The organism is Pseudomonas sp. WS 5021 (genome assembly GCF_012985535.1).
Classification (GTDB): domain Bacteria; phylum Pseudomonadota; class Gammaproteobacteria; order Pseudomonadales; family Pseudomonadaceae; genus Aquipseudomonas.
On the sequence record NZ_JAAQWP010000010.1, the window covers coordinates 61,678 to 78,638 of the forward strand.

The 16,961-nt window shown below is 58.8% G+C and carries 14 protein-coding genes and 1 other RNA gene; 8 read left to right on the forward strand and 7 right to left on the reverse strand.

The window, feature by feature from the left end:
- Nucleotide 1: 1 nt before the first annotated feature.
- The 3 genes from dnaJ to grpE form a co-directional block, all read right to left on the reverse strand.
- Entirely contained in the window at nucleotides 2–1,126 is a 1,125-nt protein-coding gene (gene dnaJ, locus HBO19_RS25130; RefSeq protein ID WP_169955087.1) for a molecular chaperone DnaJ, read from the reverse strand.
- Nucleotides 1,127–1,442: 316 nt separating this feature from the next.
- Nucleotides 1,443–3,362, reverse strand: a complete 1,920-nt coding sequence (dnaK, locus tag HBO19_RS25135) for a molecular chaperone DnaK (RefSeq protein WP_170058513.1) — start codon at nucleotides 3,360–3,362, stop codon at nucleotides 1,443–1,445.
- A 103-nt stretch (nucleotides 3,363–3,465) separates the two neighbouring features.
- On the reverse strand, nucleotides 3,466–4,035 hold the full coding sequence (gene grpE / locus HBO19_RS25140; protein WP_169955089.1) for a nucleotide exchange factor GrpE: 570 nt from the start codon (nucleotides 4,033–4,035) through the stop codon (nucleotides 3,466–3,468).
- Between the two features lie 232 nt (nucleotides 4,036–4,267).
- On the opposite strand from grpE, the gene recN reads away from it, so the two are divergent.
- On the forward strand, nucleotides 4,268–5,941 hold the full coding sequence (recN, locus tag HBO19_RS25145) for a DNA repair protein RecN (RefSeq protein ID WP_170058514.1): 1,674 nt from the start codon (nucleotides 4,268–4,270) through the stop codon (nucleotides 5,939–5,941).
- Nucleotides 5,942–6,026: 85 nt separating this feature from the next.
- On the opposite strand, the gene fur is transcribed toward recN, so the two are convergent.
- On the reverse strand, nucleotides 6,027–6,431 hold the full coding sequence (gene fur / locus HBO19_RS25150; protein ID WP_038448157.1) for a ferric iron uptake transcriptional regulator: 405 nt from the start codon (nucleotides 6,429–6,431) through the stop codon (nucleotides 6,027–6,029).
- Nucleotides 6,432–6,529: 98 nt separating this feature from the next.
- Here fur and HBO19_RS25155 point away from each other — a divergent pair, with 98 nt between their 5' ends.
- Complete coding sequence (locus HBO19_RS25155; RefSeq protein ID WP_169955091.1) at nucleotides 6,530–7,057, forward strand: outer membrane protein assembly factor BamE; 528 nt, start codon at nucleotides 6,530–6,532, stop codon at nucleotides 7,055–7,057.
- A gap of 61 nt (nucleotides 7,058–7,118) precedes the next feature.
- On the opposite strand, the gene HBO19_RS25160 is transcribed toward HBO19_RS25155, so the two are convergent.
- Nucleotides 7,119–7,433, reverse strand: a complete 315-nt coding sequence (locus HBO19_RS25160; RefSeq protein ID WP_169955092.1) for an RnfH family protein — start codon at nucleotides 7,431–7,433, stop codon at nucleotides 7,119–7,121.
- Nucleotides 7,426–7,860, reverse strand: coding sequence for a type II toxin-antitoxin system RatA family toxin (locus HBO19_RS25165; protein ID WP_032862891.1), 435 nt, complete (start codon nucleotides 7,858–7,860; stop codon nucleotides 7,426–7,428). Before HBO19_RS25165 ends, HBO19_RS25160 begins: the two co-directional genes overlap by 8 nt.
- Before the next feature lie 168 nt (nucleotides 7,861–8,028).
- Here HBO19_RS25165 and smpB point away from each other — a divergent pair, with 168 nt between their 5' ends.
- Nucleotides 8,029–8,511 carry an SsrA-binding protein SmpB gene (gene smpB, locus HBO19_RS25170; protein ID WP_029299012.1) on the forward strand — a complete coding sequence of 161 codons (483 nt, stop codon included), beginning with the start codon at nucleotides 8,029–8,031 and terminating at the stop codon, nucleotides 8,509–8,511.
- 66 nt (nucleotides 8,512–8,577) lie between these two features.
- Here the strand turns inward: smpB and HBO19_RS25175 are convergent, their stop codons facing one another.
- Nucleotides 8,578–9,345: an FCD domain-containing protein gene (locus HBO19_RS25175; RefSeq protein WP_070994380.1), complete on the reverse strand. Its 768-nt coding sequence runs from the start codon at nucleotides 9,343–9,345 to the stop codon at nucleotides 8,578–8,580.
- Between the two features lie 260 nt (nucleotides 9,346–9,605).
- On the opposite strand from HBO19_RS25175, the gene HBO19_RS25180 reads away from it, so the two are divergent.
- The 5 genes from HBO19_RS25180 to HBO19_RS25200 all read left to right on the forward strand — a co-directional run bounded on the left by HBO19_RS25180 (nucleotide 9,606) and on the right by HBO19_RS25200 (nucleotide 16,586).
- Complete coding sequence (locus HBO19_RS25180; protein ID WP_169955093.1) at nucleotides 9,606–11,300, forward strand: lactate permease LctP family transporter; 1,695 nt, start codon at nucleotides 9,606–9,608, stop codon at nucleotides 11,298–11,300.
- Nucleotides 11,301–11,426: 126 nt separating this feature from the next.
- On the forward strand, nucleotides 11,427–14,261 hold the full coding sequence (locus tag HBO19_RS25185) for an FAD-binding and (Fe-S)-binding domain-containing protein (RefSeq protein ID WP_170058515.1): 2,835 nt from the start codon (nucleotides 11,427–11,429) through the stop codon (nucleotides 14,259–14,261).
- A 101-nt stretch (nucleotides 14,262–14,362) separates the two neighbouring features.
- Nucleotides 14,363–14,647 (forward strand): hypothetical protein, encoded by a 285-nt coding sequence (locus HBO19_RS25190; RefSeq protein ID WP_169955095.1) that lies wholly within the window; start codon nucleotides 14,363–14,365, stop codon nucleotides 14,645–14,647.
- 102 nt (nucleotides 14,648–14,749) lie between these two features.
- Nucleotides 14,750–15,143: a transfer-messenger RNA gene (ssrA, locus tag HBO19_RS25195) on the forward strand.
- 186 nt (nucleotides 15,144–15,329) lie between these two features.
- The gene (locus HBO19_RS25200; RefSeq protein ID WP_170058516.1) at nucleotides 15,330–16,586 is read left to right on the forward strand and encodes an integrase domain-containing protein; all 1,257 of its coding nucleotides are present in this window, start codon (nucleotides 15,330–15,332) and stop codon (nucleotides 16,584–16,586) included.
- The last annotated feature ends 375 nt before the right edge of the window (nucleotides 16,587–16,961 follow it).

A 16,961-nucleotide genomic window follows, 5' to 3' on the forward strand; every position in this document is an offset into this window, starting at 1 on the left:
CTTACAGGTCGCCGAAGAAGCGCTTCACGCCTTCGAACCAGCCAGCAGTCTTGGGCGAATGGGAGCCATCACCGGCCAGCGAGCCGCGCAGCTCTTCGAGCAACTCACGCTGGCGACGATCCAGGTTGACCGGCGTCTCGACAGCCACACGGCACATCAAGTCGCCCGCACCACCGCCGCGCACCGGCGCCACACCCTTGCCACGGATCCGGAACTGCTTGCCGGTCTGCGTCCCCTCGGGGATCTTCAGCTTGACCCGACCTTCGAGGGTCGGAATCTCCAGCTCGCCACCCAGGGCCGCATCGACAAAGCTGATCGGCACTTCGCAGAACAGGTGCTTGCCGTCACGCTGGAAGATCGCGTGCTCGCGCACATTGATCACCACATACAGGTCGCCCGTCGGACCACCCTGTGTACCCGCCTCGCCTTCACCGGACAAGCGGATGCGGTCACCGGTATCAACACCCGCAGGCACTTTCACCGACAGGGTCTTGTACTCTTCGACACGCCCTTCGCCGTGGCAGGAATCGCACGGATCGGAAATGATTTTGCCCTGACCATGGCAGCGCGGGCAGGTTTGCTGCACAGAGAAGAAACCCTGCTGCATGCGCACCTGACCAATACCGCCACAGGTTGGGCAAGTGATCGGCGAAGAGCCCTTCTTGGCGCCCGAACCATCGCACGGCTTGCAGTTGACCAGCGTCGGTACACGGATGTTGACGCTGGTGCCGCGCACGGCTTCTTCCAGGTTCAGCTCCAGGGTGTAGCGCAAGTCGCTGCCGCGCTGAGCACCGCCGCGCTGACCGCCGCGACCGCCACCAAAGAAGTCGCTGAAAACATCACCAAAGATGTCGGAGAAGTTCTGCCCGCCAAAACCGGCACCGCCGCCACCCATGCTTGGATCGACACCAGCATGGCCGTACTGGTCGTAGGCGGCACGCTTGTTCGGATCACACAGGCATTCGTAGGCCTCATTGGCCTCTTTGAACATTTCTTCGGATTCTTTGCTATCCGGATTACGGTCAGGGTGATGCTTCATCGCCAGGCGACGATAGGCCTTCTTCAGGTCCGCCTCGCTGGAGCCGCGCTCCACACCCAACACTTCGTAATAGTCACGCTTTGCCATAAGTCTTTGCACTCTTAAGGACGTTCGGCAAAACCCTCCTGAGCCTGCCAAACTCGTTGAGCCCCAATACAGGCCCGGACCCAACTCACGTCAAATTCAACGATCCTGGTCTTTACTGCTCTCAGCCGAGACCCAGCTAAAAACGCGGTGACTGTTGATCGCAAAGCAGGAGCATTCCCGATCACACCGCCAGCATCCGAACCTTGTCGCATGCTGTAAAAATTCCCGTACCCCAGACACGCCAACGCGGGAGCAAGCTCCCGCGCGGCGACATCCTACCAGTCACCGCTTGATAGCGGTCAACCGGGCGACCAAGTTACTTCTTCTGGTCGTCAACTTCTTCGAAGTCAGCATCGACAATGTCGTCGTGCTTGGCTTCAGGCTCTGCCTGTTGCGCCGCAGCGTCACCTTGCGGGTCCTGCTCGGCGTACATCTTCTGAGCGACCGGCGCGGAGACTTTCGACAGTTCCTCAACCTTGGCGTCGATGGCGGCCTTGTCGTCGCCTTTAACAGCGGCTTCCAGGGCAACCACGGCGGCTTCGATTGCGGTCTTCTCTTCAGCAGTCACTTTTTCGCCAGCATCAGCGATCATTTTGCGAGTCGAGTGAACCAGCGCATCACCCTGGTTACGGGCAGCGGCCAGCTCTTCGAACTTGCGATCTTCCTCGGCGTTCTTTTCAGCATCGTTGATCATCTGCTGAATTTCTTCCTCGGACAGGCCGGAGTTGGCCTTGATCACGATCGACTGAGTCTTGCCAGTAGCCTTGTCCTTGGCGCCTACGTGCAGAATGCCGTTGGCGTCGATGTCGAAGGTCACTTCAATCTGTGGCACGCCACGTGGAGCTGGTGGAATCTCGGCCAGGTCGAACTTGCCCAGGGACTTGTTCTGCGCGGCCTGCTTACGCTCACCTTGCAGCACGTGAATGGTCACTGCGCCCTGGTTGTCATCGGCAGTCGAGAACACTTGCGATTTCTTGGTAGGAATCGTGGTGTTTTTCTCGATCAGCGCGGTCATCACGCCACCCATGGTTTCGATACCCAGGGTCAGCGGGCTGACGTCCAGCAGCAGCACGTCCTTCACGTCACCGGCCAGTACCGCACCTTGGATGGCAGCACCCATGGCAACTGCTTCGTCCGGGTTGACGTCTTTACGCGCTTCTTTACCGAAGAACTCTGTGACCTTCTGCTGCACCAGCGGCATACGGGTCTGACCACCGACCAGGATCACGTCGTTGATCGAGCCAACATCGATACCCGAATCTTTCAGGGCGATGCGGCAAGGCTCGATGGTGCGTTGAACCAGGTCTTCAACCAGCGATTCAAGCTTGGCGCGCGAAATCTTCACGTTCAAGTGCTTAGGACCGGTGGCGTCTGCAGTAATGTACGGCAGGTTCACGTCGGTCGAATTGCTCGAAGACAGTTCGATCTTGGCTTTTTCAGCGGCTTCTTTCAGACGCTGCATCGCCAGCGGGTCACCCTTGAGGTTCATGCCGCTTTCTTTCTTGAATTCGTCAACGAGGTAGTCGATCAGACGAATGTCAAAGTCTTCACCGCCGAGGAACGTGTCACCGTTGGTCGCCAACACTTCGAACTGGTGCTCGCCATCAACTTCAGCGATTTCGATCACGGAAACGTCGAAAGTACCGCCACCCAGGTCATAAACGATCACAGTGTGGTCGCCCTTGGCCTTGTCCATACCGTAGGCCAGAGCGGCCGCGGTAGGTTCGTTGATGATACGTTTTACGTCCAGGCCCGCGATGCGGCCGGCGTCTTTGGTCGCCTGGCGCTGGCTGTCGTTGAAGTAGGCAGGAACGGTGATCACCGCTTCAGTCACTGCTTCACCCAGGTAGTCTTCGGCGGTCTTCTTCATCTTTTTCAAGATTTCAGCCGAGATTTGCGGTGGCGACATTTTCTGGCCGTTCACTTCAACCCAGGCGTCACCGTTGTCGGCCTTGGCGATTTTGTACGGCACCATCTTGATGTCTTTCTGTACGACTTCTTCGTCGAACTTACGACCGATCAAACGCTTTACCGCGTACAGAGTGTTATGCGGATTGGTCACAGCCTGACGCTTGGCGGACTGGCCTACCAGGATCTCGCCGTCGTTGGCATAAGCCACGATGGACGGAGTGGTACGCGCGCCTTCTGCGTTCTCAATAACCTTGGATACGCCGTTTTCCAGCACGGAGACGCAGGAGTTGGTAGTCCCCAGGTCGATACCGATAATTTTGCCCATGATTCACTCTCCCGAAACTTTGGATTTGGTTGCCGCAGCAGTGGTGGCTAACTGCGGTAGCACTTAAACGCTTGACTTATAAATGGGGTCGTTACGAACGATTTCAAGCCTGCTCGTCAATCGATGGCGAAACCGGTGCGGGAGCCTTGCTCACCACCACCATCGCCGGACGCAACAGGCGACCGTTGAGCTGGTAGCCCTTCTGGAACACCTTCAACACGCTATTGGGCTCAAGGTCAGCATTTTCCTGCATGGCCATGGCCTGGTGATGCTCCGCGTTGAACGGCTCGCCGCCTTGTGGATCGATGGCTTCCAACTGATAACGCTTCAGGGTGTCCTGGAACATTTTCAGGGTCAGTTCGATCCCTTCGCGCATGGCTCGGATGTTTTCGTCGTCCGGGCTGGACAGCTCCAGGCCGCGCTCCAGGCTGTCGATGATCGGCAACAGATCACCGGCAAACTTTTCCAGCGCGAACTTGTGGGCTTTCTCTACATCCTGCTCGGCGCGGCGGCGGACGTTCTGCAGATCGGCAGCAACACGCAAAGCCTGATCCTGAGCGCCTGCCAGTTGCTCTTCGAGCACCTGCACACGAGCCACCAGGTCTTCACCCGCTGCCTGCGAGGCCTGGTTGGCGTCTGGGTTTTGCGTATCCAGCGTCTGTTCGTCAGCCATAGTTTTCTCCTTTCAAAATCCTGCGCGAACTCAACTCGCGCTTCTGTTCCGGTATATGGGGCCACAATTTCCAGGTTCAAGGGCCGACATGTCCTGACCGACACTTTCCCGCACATTCCACATCGCGCTAAAAAACATCGCCATCCAAGCAAATTGAGCTAAGCCGCAGGATTGTCAGCGCCAAACAAAACACTGTATAAATAACCAGACCTAAAGCCTGGGAGCAGCCATTATGCTGGTTCACCTGTCCGTACATAACTACGCCATCGTTGAGCATCTGGATCTTGAACTGGATCGCGGGATGAGCGTAATCACAGGCGAAACCGGCGCCGGCAAGTCGATCATGCTCGACGCCCTGGGCCTGACCCTGGGCGATCGCGCCGACAGTGGCGTGGTTCGCCCGGGTGCAGACAAGGCCGATATCCTGGCGACCTTTGACCTGGCAGATATCCCGGAAGCCAGCGCCTGGCTCGCCGAACGTGACCTGGACAACGACGGCCCATGCATCCTGCGCCGCGTGATCACCGCCGAAGGCCGCTCCCGAGGCTACATCAATGGCACGCCCTGCCCCCTCGGCGACCTGAAGGCCCTCGGCGAGTTGTTGATCGACATCCACAGCCAGCACGAGCATCAATCCCTGCTGAAAACCGACACCCACCGCCGCCTGCTGGATGAGTACGCCGGCGCCACCGACCTGGCTCGCCAAGTGCAGTTAGCCGCGCAGCGCTGGCGCCAGACCCGCCTGGAACTGGAGCGCCTGTCCAATTCCGGCGACGAACAACGCGCCCGCCACCAACTCCTCAGCTATCAACTGGAAGAGCTGGAAAGCCTGGGCCTGGGCGAAACCGAACTGGAACAGTTGGAGCAGGAACACAAGAACCTGACCAATGCCGAAACCCTGCTGGGCATCTGCCGCCAGGTTGTCGAGCAATGCAGCGAAAGTGACTCCGGCAATGTGCTGAACGCACTGACGGCAAGCCTTAACCGCCTGTCGAGCGTAAACAGCGGCTCCGGCTCACTAAATGAAGCCACCACACTGCTGACCAGTGCGCAGATCCAGGTAGAAGAGGCGGTTGGCGAGTTGAACCGCTTCCTTGACCACTTCGATGCCGACCCGGCTCGCCTGCAAGAGATCGAAGAACGCCTCGACACTATTTATACCTTGGCGCGCAAACACCGGATCCAACCAACAGAAGTCGCAGCCATGCAGCAAAAACTGCTGGATGAGATCGAAACCCTGAACGCCAACGATGAATCCATTGAGCGCCTGGGTGATGAACTGGCCTCTTTCGCCCGCCACTACCAGGAAAAAGCGCGGGAGTTGAGCGACCTGCGACACCAGGCCGCAACCGCACTGGCCTGCGCGGTGGAACAGGAAATCCAGCGCTTGGGCATGCCCGGCGGGCGCTTCACCATCGAGCTACACGCCAATAGCGGCAATGAACTGCAGCCCAACGGCCTTGAGCAAGTCGAACTGCTGGTCAGCGCCAACCCGGGCCAACCCCTCAAGGCACTGGCCAAGGTGGCGTCTGGTGGCGAGCTGTCACGGATCAGCCTGGCGATCCAAGTCATCACCGCCCAGACCTCTCGCGTACCGACCCTGGTCTTCGACGAAGTGGACGTGGGGATCGGCGGGCCAACCGCAGAAATCGTCGGCCAACTGCTGCGTCGCCTCGGTGAGCGCGGGCAGGTATTGACCGTTACCCACTTGCCCCAGGTGGCAGCCCAGGGGCATCAGCATCTGTTTGTGCATAAGGTGCGGGGCAGTGATGCAACACACACTGCGGTGTCCAAGTTGAACAAGACCGAACGGGTGGAAGAAGTTGCGCGCATGCTCGGCGGCATCGACCTGACCAAGGAGTCCCTGGCCCATGCGAAGAAAATGGTGGTGACGGCGAAGGTCTGATCGCGAGTTTCCCCTCGCTAGAAAGCACGAAGGCGACCCTAAGGTCGCCTTCGATCGTTTCGCAGAGCGAATCTGCGTAGCTTTCTTACTTTTTCTTACGTATGTACAGGACCAGATTATGGTCCACCAAATCGAATCCGTGCTGCTCAGCGATCTCATGCTGGAGCTTCTCGATTGCAGGACTGGTGAACTCGATTACCTCATTGGTATCCAGGTCAACCATATGGTCGTGATGACCACCGTCAGCCAGTTCAAACACTGCATGACCGCCGTCGAAATTATGACGAACCACCAGCCCTGCGGCTTCAAACTGGGTCAGTACACGGTAAACCGTGGCCAGGCCGACGTCCTCGTTAGACTCCATCAGTGCCTTGTAGACATCCTCGGCACTCATGTGGCGCTGCTCGGCGGAATCGAGCATTTGTAGAATCTTGACTCGTGGCAGAGTCACTTTAAGACCGGCTTTGCGTAGTTCGCTATTTTCAACCATGGTTAGCTTTCTCGCGGATGCTGCTTCGCAGCTTCTCTTAATACGGGTATGATCGGCGTTTACGTTGTCCCAGCCAAGATAGTGGAAGTCGCCCACCGATGCAAAACACCAAGCTCTTGCTAACCAGTTTCACCCTTGTGGGACTGCTCGCACTCGCCGGTTGTTCATTCCCCGGGGTTTACAAAATCGACATCCAGCAGGGCAATGTCGTCACGCAGGACATGATAGACCAGTTACGCCCGGGAATGACCCGACGGCAAGTACGGTTTATCATGGGCAATCCCCTGCTGACCGACACATTCCATGCCGATCGCTGGGATTATCTCTATAGCCTGCAGCCTGGAGGCGGGGAACGCCAACAGGAGCGCGTCAGTGTCATCTTTAATGGCAATGACCAACTCGTCAGCCTTTCCGGCGACTTCATGCCTGGCGTAAGCCGCGATGAAGCCCTGTTGGGCAAGGACAGCGGGACCAGCGTCACTGCGCCAGCGCAGAATGCTGAAAAACCCAAGTCCGAAGTGCCGGCCAAGCCTGGCTCCTTGCTGGACACCATCCAGAAAGATATCGACAGCGTCGAAACCGTTCCGGTGCCAACACCAGAACCTCTGGATACAGGCCCGCAATAATTTGCATCGCTCAACAAAAAGCCCGGCATGCCGGGCTTTTTGTTGCCTGCTATTTCGCAGGTTATGGATTTTGCCGTCGCGCTTCGGCTGCTTTAGCCGCTCGCAAGCGCCTTACCTCTTTGGGATCCGCCAACAAAGGGCGATAAATCTCGATGCGATCGCCGAGCTGCACGCTACGCGTTTCAGCATCCGCCACAACCTTGCCGAAAATTCCCAAGGGGCAACTGGCAACATCCAGTTCAGGAAACTGAGCCGCAATACCTGAAACCAGCACCGCCGCCCGCAGGCTCGTCCCCGGCGCAACCGCCAGATTCAACAACAATTGGCGATCCACTGCCGCACAGACCACCTCAATCTCAATCATGGACTCAGCCATGCAGTTGCTTGGCGCGCTGGCAAAACGCATCCACCAGGGTGTTCGCCGCCTGATTGAACAGCGGCCCCAAGGTCGCCCGCACGATGGAGCCTGCGTAATCAAACGTCAGGTCCAGGCTGATCTTGCACGCCTTCTCCCCCAATGGCTTGAATACCCAGACACCATGCAGTTGAGTGAACGGCCCCTCTTCCAGATTCATCTCGATGGATCGACCAGGCACCAGGACGTTGCTCGTCACAAACTTCTGACCAAGCCCGCCCTTGGACACCTCCAGACTCGCACGCATATGCTCATCGCTGCTCTCCAATACCGTGGATGAGGAGCACCAGGGCAGGAAATCCGGGTAGCTCGCCACGTCGTTGACCAGGTCATAAAGCGCTTGCGCCGGATACGGCAGCAGGGCCGAGCGTTGAATATGCGTCGTCATGGGAACGTTATTTCCGAAGCTGAGCGGCAAACATCGCGAAAAGACTGCCCGATTCGCGAGAGAAAAAAACCAGAAAACTGGCGGTATTGTCCGGGATTCGTCCAACACGCTCAAGCACGCAGGTTGACCGTAGCCGACACGCTCGCAACTCCCTATAATGCCGCCCCTATGGCTAAACAAAAGAAACACCCAACAGGGACCATCGCGCAGAACAAAAAGGCGCGACACGATTACTTCATCGAACATCGGTTCGAGGCTGGTCTGGTCCTGGCCGGCTGGGAAGTAAAAAGTCTGCGCGCCAGCAAGTTGCAGCTGGTCGACAGTTACGTGCTGCTCAAGGATGGCGAGGCCTGGCTGCTCGGCAGTCATATCACGCCGTTGATGACCGCCAGCACCCACGTCATTGCCGACCCAGTGCGTACGCGCAAGCTGCTGCTCAATGCGCGCGAACTGGAAAAGCTCGCCGCTGCCGTACAACAGAAGGGCTACGCCTGCGTCTGCCTGTCGTGGTACTGGAGCAAGCACCTGGTCAAGTGCGAGATCGCACTGGGCAAGGGCAAGAAGGAATACGACAAGCGTGATACCGAGCGCGAGCGCGACTCCAATCGGGAATTGCAGCGCGCCGTACGCAACAAGGGCAAGGAAGACTGATCTTCCCCGGCCCTTGATGCGAGCCCGTGTGGCCAGGGAGCCTGCTCCCTGCGCCGCAACTGCCGGTCACATCCCCTTGCGCCGCTCCGCCCGCGCCATGCGCTGGACTTCCTGACGCACTTCTTCCAACACTTCCTGCACGTACAGCAGGTGACGTGTTGAAACCTCCCGCGCCTGTTCCGCCCGCCCTTCGATAATCGCCAGGTACAAGTCGCGATGCTGATTGATCAGCATGTCGCGGGTTTCGCTGCGTTGCTGGTACATGCCACCGATATTGGTCACCACGTTACGCTTGAGCAGATCAAACAAACCGCGAATAGTGTGCAGCAATACCGCATTGTGGCTCGCTTCGGCGATAGCCAAGTGAAACCTGGCATCGGCCGCGCCCTCTTCAATACGGCTCACCTCATCGTCACGCGTGTAGCAATCCTGCAAGGCATCAAAGGCTGCCGTCAGCCGCTCACGGTCCACTTCCGTGGCGCGCAACGCCGCGTAATAGGCGCAAGACGCCTCGAGCGTCTGACGAAACTCCAACAGATCACGCTGGGCTTCGGGGTTGTTTTCCAGCAGATGCAGCAATGGGTCGCTGAAGGTTGAACCCAGCGTCTCCACCACATAGTTGCCGCCGCCCTGGCGACTGACCAGCAACCCCTTGGCCGCCAGCTTCTGGATCGCCTCGCGCAACGACGGCCGCGACACACCAAACTGTTCAGCCAGTGCGCGCTCGGCTGGCAATCGCTCGCCCGACTTCAACGTGCCCTCAAGGATCATGCCCTCAAGCTGCTCGACAATATCGTCGGACAAACGGCGCTGACGCACCTGATCAAACGCCATAACTGACTCTCCACGATCCCGGCCACTCGCCGGGCCCTCTATTCTGGCCTATTGCCGCGCTGTCGGCACCTATCAGAGCCCCTTTGATTACACCGATCAGACCCCACGCCCGCCGACATGCGACCAAAGTTTCTCAGGCGGCAAATTGACACATCACCCCGAAGGCTCTTAACCTAGCCATCAGCGATTGTAAATTGGTCTTACCAATTACCCAAATCAGCTGAGCATGCATGACCAACAACAATTAGGGGCCACCCCATATGCAAACCTGGCAACAGCTTTACAGCCCACTCGGCAGCCTTGGCCTGTCCGCACTGGCCGCCGTTATTCCCATCGTATTTTTCTTCCTGGCCCTGGCGGTGTTTCGCCTTAAAGGCCATGTTGCCGGGAGCATCACCCTGGCGCTGTCGATCCTGGTGGCGATCTTCGCCTTCCAGATGCCGGTCGACATGGCATTCGCCGCTGCCGGCTACGGCTTTGCCTACGGCCTGTGGCCAATCGCCTGGATCATCGTCGCCGCAGTGTTCCTCTACAAACTGACGGTCAAGAGCGGCCAGTTCGAAGTAATCCGCAGCTCCGTGCTGTCGATTACCGATGACCAGCGCCTGCAAGTGCTGCTGATCGGCTTCTGCTTCGGTGCATTCCTCGAAGGCGCCGCCGGTTTCGGCGCACCCGTGGCGATTACTGCCGCACTGCTGGTAGGACTGGGCTTCAACCCACTGTACGCCGCCGGCCTGTGCCTGATTGCCAACACCGCGCCAGTGGCGTTCGGCGCCCTGGGGATCCCGATCATCGTCGCTGGCCAGGTCACCGGCATCGACGCCTTCAAGATCGGCGCCATGACCGGCCGCCAACTGCCACTGCTGTCGCTGTTCGTACCGTTCTGGCTGGTGTTCATGATGGACGGTGTGCGCGGCGTCAAGGAAACCTGGCCTGCGGCACTGGTGGCCGGCTTGAGCTTTGCCATTACCCAGTACTTCACCTCCAACTTTATCGGCCCGGAACTGCCGGACATCACCTCGGCCCTGGCCAGCCTGATTTCCCTGACCCTGTTCCTGAAAGTCTGGCAGCCCAAGCGCACTGCGGGCGCACAGATTGCTGGCGCCACCTCCAGCGTTTCGATCACCGGCAGCGTCGGCGGTTTCGGCCAGCCGCGCACTTCCGTGGCATCGCCCTACAGCCTGATGGAAATTTTCAAGGCCTGGTCGCCGTTCCTGATCCTGACCGTGCTGGTGACCATCTGGACCCTCAAGCCGTTCAAGGCGATGTTCGCCGCCGGCGGCTCGATGTACAGCTGGGTGTTCAACTTTGCGATTCCGCACCTGGACCAGATGGTGATCAAGGTTGCGCCGATCGTCACCAACCCGACCGCCATCCCCGCGGTGTTCAAGCTGGATCCGATTTCCGCCACCGGCACGGCGATTTTCTTCTCCGCACTGATCTCCATGCTGGTGCTGAAGATCAATTTCAAAACTGGTCTGACCACTTTGAAAGAGACCTTCTACGAGCTGCGCTGGCCGATCCTGTCCATCGGCATGGTGTTGGCGTTCGCGTTCGTGACCAACTACTCCGGCATGTCTTCGACCATGGCCCTGGTACTGGCCGGCACCGGTGCGGCATTCCCGTTCTTCTCGCCGTTCCTTGGCTGGCTGGGCGTGTTCCTCACCGGTTCCGATACCTCGTCCAACGCCCTGTTCAGCTCCCTGCAAGCCACCACCGCCCACCAGATCGGCGTCAACGACACCCTACTGGTAGCGGCGAATACCAGTGGCGGCGTGACCGGCAAGATGATTTCCCCGCAATCGATCGCCGTGGCCTGCGCCGCGACCGGCCTTGTGGGCAAGGAGTCCGACCTGTTCCGCTTCACCCTCAAGCACAGTCTGTTTTTCGCCACGATTGTCGGCCTGATTACCTACGCCCAGGCGTACTGGTTCACCGGCATGCTGGTGCATTAAGACCACAGGCAATACCGTAAGAACCGACGCCGCAGCCGCCTTGCGGCGTCAGCTATTCACAACCCAGTCTGCTGGACCGTGGCGTCCAGGCTCCCCAGACTGGGTGCTGCTGATCCTGGAGGACCCATGAGTCTGCCCATCGCGTTCCTTGATGCTGTCGCACGACTGATCCCGAAAGATCGGCGCTTCGACGATCCTCTTTCCACCCTGGCTTTCGGCACCGACGCCAGTTTTTACCGACTGATCCCACAGCTGGTGATCCGCGTCGAATCGGAAGATGAGGTGGTCGAACTCCTGCAACTGGCGCAACGCGACCGCGTGCCAGTGACCTTTCGTGCAGCCGGCACCAGCCTCTCCGGCCAGGCCATCAGCGATTCGGTACTGATCGTACTCGGCGATAACTGGAACGGCCGCGAGATTCGGGGCCAAGGTACGCAAATCCGCCTGCAACCGGGAGTGATCGGGGCCCAGGCCAACGCCTGGCTTGCGCCGTTCGGGCGTAAGATCGGCCCGGATCCGGCGTCGATCAATGCCTGCAAGATCGGCGGAATTGTCGCCAACAATGCCAGCGGCATGTGCTGCGGCACTGCCCAGAACACCTACCACACCCTGGCCGGGATTCGCCTGGTGCTGGCCGACGGCAGCCGTCTCGACACCGAGGATGCCGCCAGCGTCGCGGCCTTCCGCGAGCAACACAGCCAGTTGCTTGAGCGCCTGGCCACCCTGGGCCGCGAGACCCGGGCCAATTCTGAATTGGCGGCGAAAATCCGCCATAAATACCGTCTGAAAAATACCACCGGCCTGTCACTCAATGCCCTGGTGGATTTCGACGAGCCGCTGGATATCCTCAGCCATTTGCTGGTGGGCTCCGAAGGCACCCTAGGCTTTATCAGCGCAGTGACCTACGACACGGTGATCGATCACCCCCACAAGGCATCGGCCCTGATCGTGTTCCCCGATGTAGAAACCTGCTGCAACGCCGTGACCGTGCTGAAAACCCAGCCCGTGTCGGCGGTCGAGTTGCTGGACCGACGCAGCATGCGCTCGGTGCAGGACAAACCCGGCATGCCCGCTTTCGTACAACAGCTATCGGAAGGTGCCTGCGCGCTATTGATCGAATCCCGTGCAGCCTCCTCCACATTGCTGCATGAGCAACTGGCGCTGATCATGGCCTCGCTGGCCGACTTCCCGGTCGAGAAGCAAGTCGACTTCACCGAAGACCCGCTGGAAAACGCACGCCTGTGGGCAATCCGCAAGGACACCTTCCCTGCCGTCGGCGCCGTACGCAAGACGGGCACCACGGTGATCATCGAAGATGTGACCTTCCCGGTAGAGCAACTGGCCATTGGCGTGAATCGCTTGATCGAGTTGTTCGACAAGCATCACTACGATGAAGCCATCCTTTTCGGACACGCCCTGGAAGGCAATCTGCACTTTGTGTTCACCCAAGGCTTCAACAGCGCGGAAGAAGTCACACGCTACCAGGCGTTCATGGATGACGTGGCGCAACTGGTGGCCGTGGAGTTCGGCGGTTCGCTGAAAGCCGAGCACGGCACCGGGCGCAATATGGCGCCCTTCGTCGAACTGGAATGGGGCAGCGATGCCTATCAATTGATGTGGCAGCTCAAGCGCCTGCTCGACCCCAACGGCATTCTCAACCCGGACGTGGTGCTCAGCGAAGACCCGCAAATCCACCTCAAAAACCTCAAGCCCCTGCCGGCCGCCGATGAGATTGTGGATAAGTGCATCGAGTGCGGTTTCTGCGAGCCGGTATGCCCCTCCAAGGGCCTGACCCTGAGCCCGCGCCAGCGCATTGTGATCTGGCGCGATATCCAGGCACGCAAACGCGCGGGCATCGACACCACCGAACTGGAAGCGGCGTATCACTATCAAGGCATCGACACGTGTGCCGCCACCGGCTTGTGCGCCCAGCGCTGCCCGGTAGGCATCAATACCGGCGACCTAGTGAAAAAACTGCGCAGCCGTGAAGCAGGCAGTACGAAAACCGCCGAGTGGCTGGCCAGCCATTTCTCCACCGCGCTGCAAGGTGCACGCTTCACCCTGCATGTGGCCAACGGCGCCCGCATGCTACTGGGCGCGCCACGCCTGGCGAAACTCTCAGCCTCCGTGACCAAGCTGTCCAAGGGACAAATCCCGCAGTGGACCAGCGCTATGCCGCAGCCAGAAAAAGCCATCCGCTTCAGCCCTGCCGTCACCGATGAACGCCCACGCGTGGTCTACCTCGCAGCCTGTGTATCGCGGGCAATGGGCCCGGCAGCCGGCGACAAAGAGCAAATGTCGCTGTACGACAAAACCCGCGGCCTGCTGGAAAAAGCCGGCTACCAGGTAGTCATTCCGGACAATCCCGACAGCCTATGCTGCGGCCAGCCCTTTGCCTCCAAAGGCTACGCCGAACAGGCCGAGCACAAGCGCCAGGAACTGATCGGCGCCCTGCTCCACGCCAGCCGTGGCGGCCTCGACCCGATCTACTGCGACACCAGTCCCTGCACCCTGCGCCTGGTCCAAGACCTGGGGCAAACACGCCTGGACCTCTACGACCCGGTCCGTTTTATCCGCACCCACCTGATGGACCGCCTGGACTTCACACCCCAGGACGCGCCGATTGCCGTGCATGTCACCTGCAGCACCCAGCACCTAGGCGAAAGCCAGGCCCTGATTGACCTCGCCCGGCGTTGCAGCAACAACGTGGTAATCCCCGAAGGCATCCACTGCTGCGGGTTCGCCGGCGATAAAGGCTTCACCACGCCGGAACTCAATGCCCACTCCTTGCGCTCCCTAAAAGACGCGGTGCAGTACTGCAGCGAAGGCATCTCCACCAGCCGCACCTGTGAGATCGGTCTGACCCAGCACGGTGGGATTGATTACCACGGCCTGGTCTACCTGGTCGACCGGGTGACCCAGGCCCGCGCAATAAAAACGAACCCCTGCGCACTGGCGTAGTCACTTGCTTAAGCCCCGGGCAACCGGGGCCGACCCATGACCTCGCCGGCTGCCCGCACGTACCGCGCAGCATCGAGACCTCTTTGCACAAGGAGATACCCATGAAGCGTTCCGTACTGGCTGGTGTATTCGTTACCGCTGCGATGCTGGCCTCACCCGTGTTTGCCGCAAGTAACGAGGCAGATCTGTGCCAGATCAACCTGGATAAAATCAACAACAGCAAGGCCTTGCTCGCCACTGACAGCACAGGCAAAAGCGGCGAGATCGACACTGCCGTCTCCCAAGCCAAGGCTGCCCACACGGCCGGTGATGAGAAGAAGTGTATCGAGATCACCTCCAAGGCCCTGCAAGACCTGCAGAACCTGGACAAAGGCGGCAACCCATAACCCGCCAACCGCTCAAGGCCAACCTTTCGGGTTGGCCTTCTGTGACCGTTTGACGTACACTGCGTAGGCTTGTCGCTCACGATCACATCGAGCAACAAGCACGGGGCCGTTTAGGATTCGACGCCGGTTGCGAACCTTTAGGTGCATGCCGAGTTGGTAACAGAACTCGTAAATCCACTGTTGCAACTTTCTATAGTTGCCAATGACGAAACCTACGGGGAATACGCTCTCGCTGCGTAAGCAGCCTTAGCCCTTCCCTCCTGGTACCTTCGGGTCCAGCAATCATCAGGGGATGTCTGTAAACCCAAAGTGATTGTCATATAGAACAGAATCGCCGTGCAGTACGTTGTGGACGAAGCGGCTAAAACTTACACAACTCGCCCAAAGCACCCTGCCCTTCGGGTCGCTGAGGGTTAACTTAATAGAAACGGCTACGCATGTAGTACCGACAGCAGAGTACTGGCGGACGGGGGTTCAAATCCCCCCGGCTCCACCATTTGATCATCTAAAGACGTCCACGGACGTCTTTTTTTGTGCCTGAAATCCAGTGAAATCACAGGGTTCAGGGCCATTGGCTTCCGCAGATGCATTTAGAGTTCCAGGCGTTTTGGTATCCCATTTGGTATCCCGGACCCACCGGTGTTATTTTTGGGATACCAAAACGGTGTCGGAGGTAGCTCTCATGCCTACTAATGCAACCCGCCTCTCAGACCGCCAACTCAAGGCAGTCAAGGCAACAGGAAAAGACTTCGTTCTCACTGACGGCGACGGTCTTCAACTCAGAGTCAGAGCCAGTGGCTCGATGATATGGAATTTCAACTACCGCGAGCCGGTAACCAAAAACCGCCTCAATATGGCGCTGGGCCCTTACCCGGCTCTCTCGTTGGCGAACGCCAGAAAGAAAGCTCAAGAAGCACGTGAACTACTGGCGCTAGGCATTGACCCCAAGGCTCACCGCGATGAGCTCAGGCAAGCCAAGCTGGCGAAGACCGAACACACACTCGAGAAGGTGGCCACCGCCTGGTTCGAACTGAAAAAGCACTCCGTCACAACGGCCTACGCCGAAGACATCTGGCGCTCACTCACGCTGCATGTTTTTCCCAGCCTCAAAGCCACACCCCTCGCAGACATCACCGCCCCCATGATCATCAAGCTCCTACGCCCGATCGAGGCCAAAGGCAGCCTGGAGACGGTCAAGCGACTTTCCCAACGTCTCAACGAAATCATGGCCTACGGCGTCAACTGCGGGCTGATCTTTGCGAACCCGCTCAGTGGCATTCGGGCAGCCTTCAAGAAACCGCAAAAACAAAACATGGCGGCACTTCCTCCCGAAGAACTACCCGACCTGATGCTGGCGATTGCCAACGCCAGCATCAAACGCATCACCCGCTGCCTGATCGAATGGCAACTGCACACAATGACCCGCCCTGCCGAGGCTGCTGGGACGACCTGGGCAGAAATAGATTTCGAGAAACGCATCTGGACCATTCCAAAGGAGCGCATGAAAAAACGCCGTGCGCACCCCATCCCCCTAAGCGACCAGACGCTCGCGCTGCTAGAGACACTCAAGCCCTACAGCGGCCACCGGGAACATGTATTTCCGGCCGACCGAAATCCGCGTACACACGCAAACAGCCAGACCGCGAACATGGCATTAAAGCGTATGGGCTTCCAGGATCGGTTGGTCAGCCACGGCCTGCGATCAATGGCCAGCACCATCCTCAACGAACATGGATGGGACCCGGAGTTGATTGAAGTCGCACTCGCCCATGTCGACAAAGACGAAGTCCGAAGCGCGTACAACCGAGCGGACTACATCGAGCGAAGACGCCCGATGATGACTTGGTGGAGCGACTACATTCAAAAAGCCGCCACCGGCAATTTGTCGGTGACGGCCATTCATGAAAACAAAAACGGGAACGTCATCCCGTTTCGTTAATCAGTTCCTACTGGCGACAGCGGCGACACTGGCGACAACCCACTTATTTAGCGGTCCTGCGCATGGCGACAAAGCGGCGACCGTCGCCACCATCTGCATCGCCCACAAGCTTTTAAGGCCCAGCCCCTGAGGGCAGGAAGGCTTTGCCTTCCCGTCCTCAGGGGCTCACTTTAAAAACCGACGAACGGCCCACTGTCCATTCAAAGCCACCGTCTTCCATACACATCCATCGCCTAAAAACCCCACCCCATACACGGTTGACCACCCTCCGAGCACGCGCTACACCAGAGCCGTAAAGCGCTGTCATCGACAGCATTGCCCAGGTAGCCAGGGATCTTTAAGGCTACGCCCTACAGTGGTGGTCCCAGCCATGCG

Excerpts from the sequence above, each read along its gene's own strand:
- dnaJ (WP_169955087.1), bottom strand. The coding sequence starts at position 1,126 with ATGGCAAAGCGTGACTATTACGAAGTGTTGGGTGTGGAGCGCGGCTCC.
- HBO19_RS25155 (WP_169955091.1), top strand. The coding sequence starts at position 6,530 with ATGCAAAACACCAAGCTCTTGCTAACCAGTTTCACCCTTGTGGGACTG.
- HBO19_RS25190 (WP_169955095.1), top strand. The coding sequence starts at position 14,363 with ATGAAGCGTTCCGTACTGGCTGGTGTATTCGTTACCGCTGCGATGCTG.
- smpB (WP_029299012.1), top strand. The coding sequence starts at position 8,029 with ATGGCTAAACAAAAGAAACACCCAACAGGGACCATCGCGCAGAACAAA.
- HBO19_RS25165 (WP_032862891.1), bottom strand. The coding sequence starts at position 7,860 with ATGACGACGCATATTCAACGCTCGGCCCTGCTGCCGTATCCGGCGCAA.
- HBO19_RS25180 (WP_169955093.1), top strand. The coding sequence starts at position 9,606 with ATGCAAACCTGGCAACAGCTTTACAGCCCACTCGGCAGCCTTGGCCTG.
- HBO19_RS25185 (WP_170058515.1), top strand. The coding sequence starts at position 11,427 with ATGAGTCTGCCCATCGCGTTCCTTGATGCTGTCGCACGACTGATCCCG.
- HBO19_RS25160 (WP_169955092.1), bottom strand. The coding sequence starts at position 7,433 with ATGGCTGAGTCCATGATTGAGATTGAGGTGGTCTGTGCGGCAGTGGAT.
- fur (WP_038448157.1), bottom strand. The coding sequence starts at position 6,431 with ATGGTTGAAAATAGCGAACTACGCAAAGCCGGTCTTAAAGTGACTCTG.
- HBO19_RS25175 (WP_070994380.1), bottom strand. The coding sequence starts at position 9,345 with ATGGCGTTTGATCAGGTGCGTCAGCGCCGTTTGTCCGACGATATTGTC.
- HBO19_RS25200 (WP_170058516.1), top strand. The coding sequence starts at position 15,330 with ATGCCTACTAATGCAACCCGCCTCTCAGACCGCCAACTCAAGGCAGTC.
- grpE (WP_169955089.1), bottom strand. The coding sequence starts at position 4,035 with ATGGCTGACGAACAGACGCTGGATACGCAAAACCCAGACGCCAACCAG.
- dnaK (WP_170058513.1), bottom strand. The coding sequence starts at position 3,362 with ATGGGCAAAATTATCGGTATCGACCTGGGGACTACCAACTCCTGCGTC.
- recN (WP_170058514.1), top strand. The coding sequence starts at position 4,268 with ATGCTGGTTCACCTGTCCGTACATAACTACGCCATCGTTGAGCATCTG.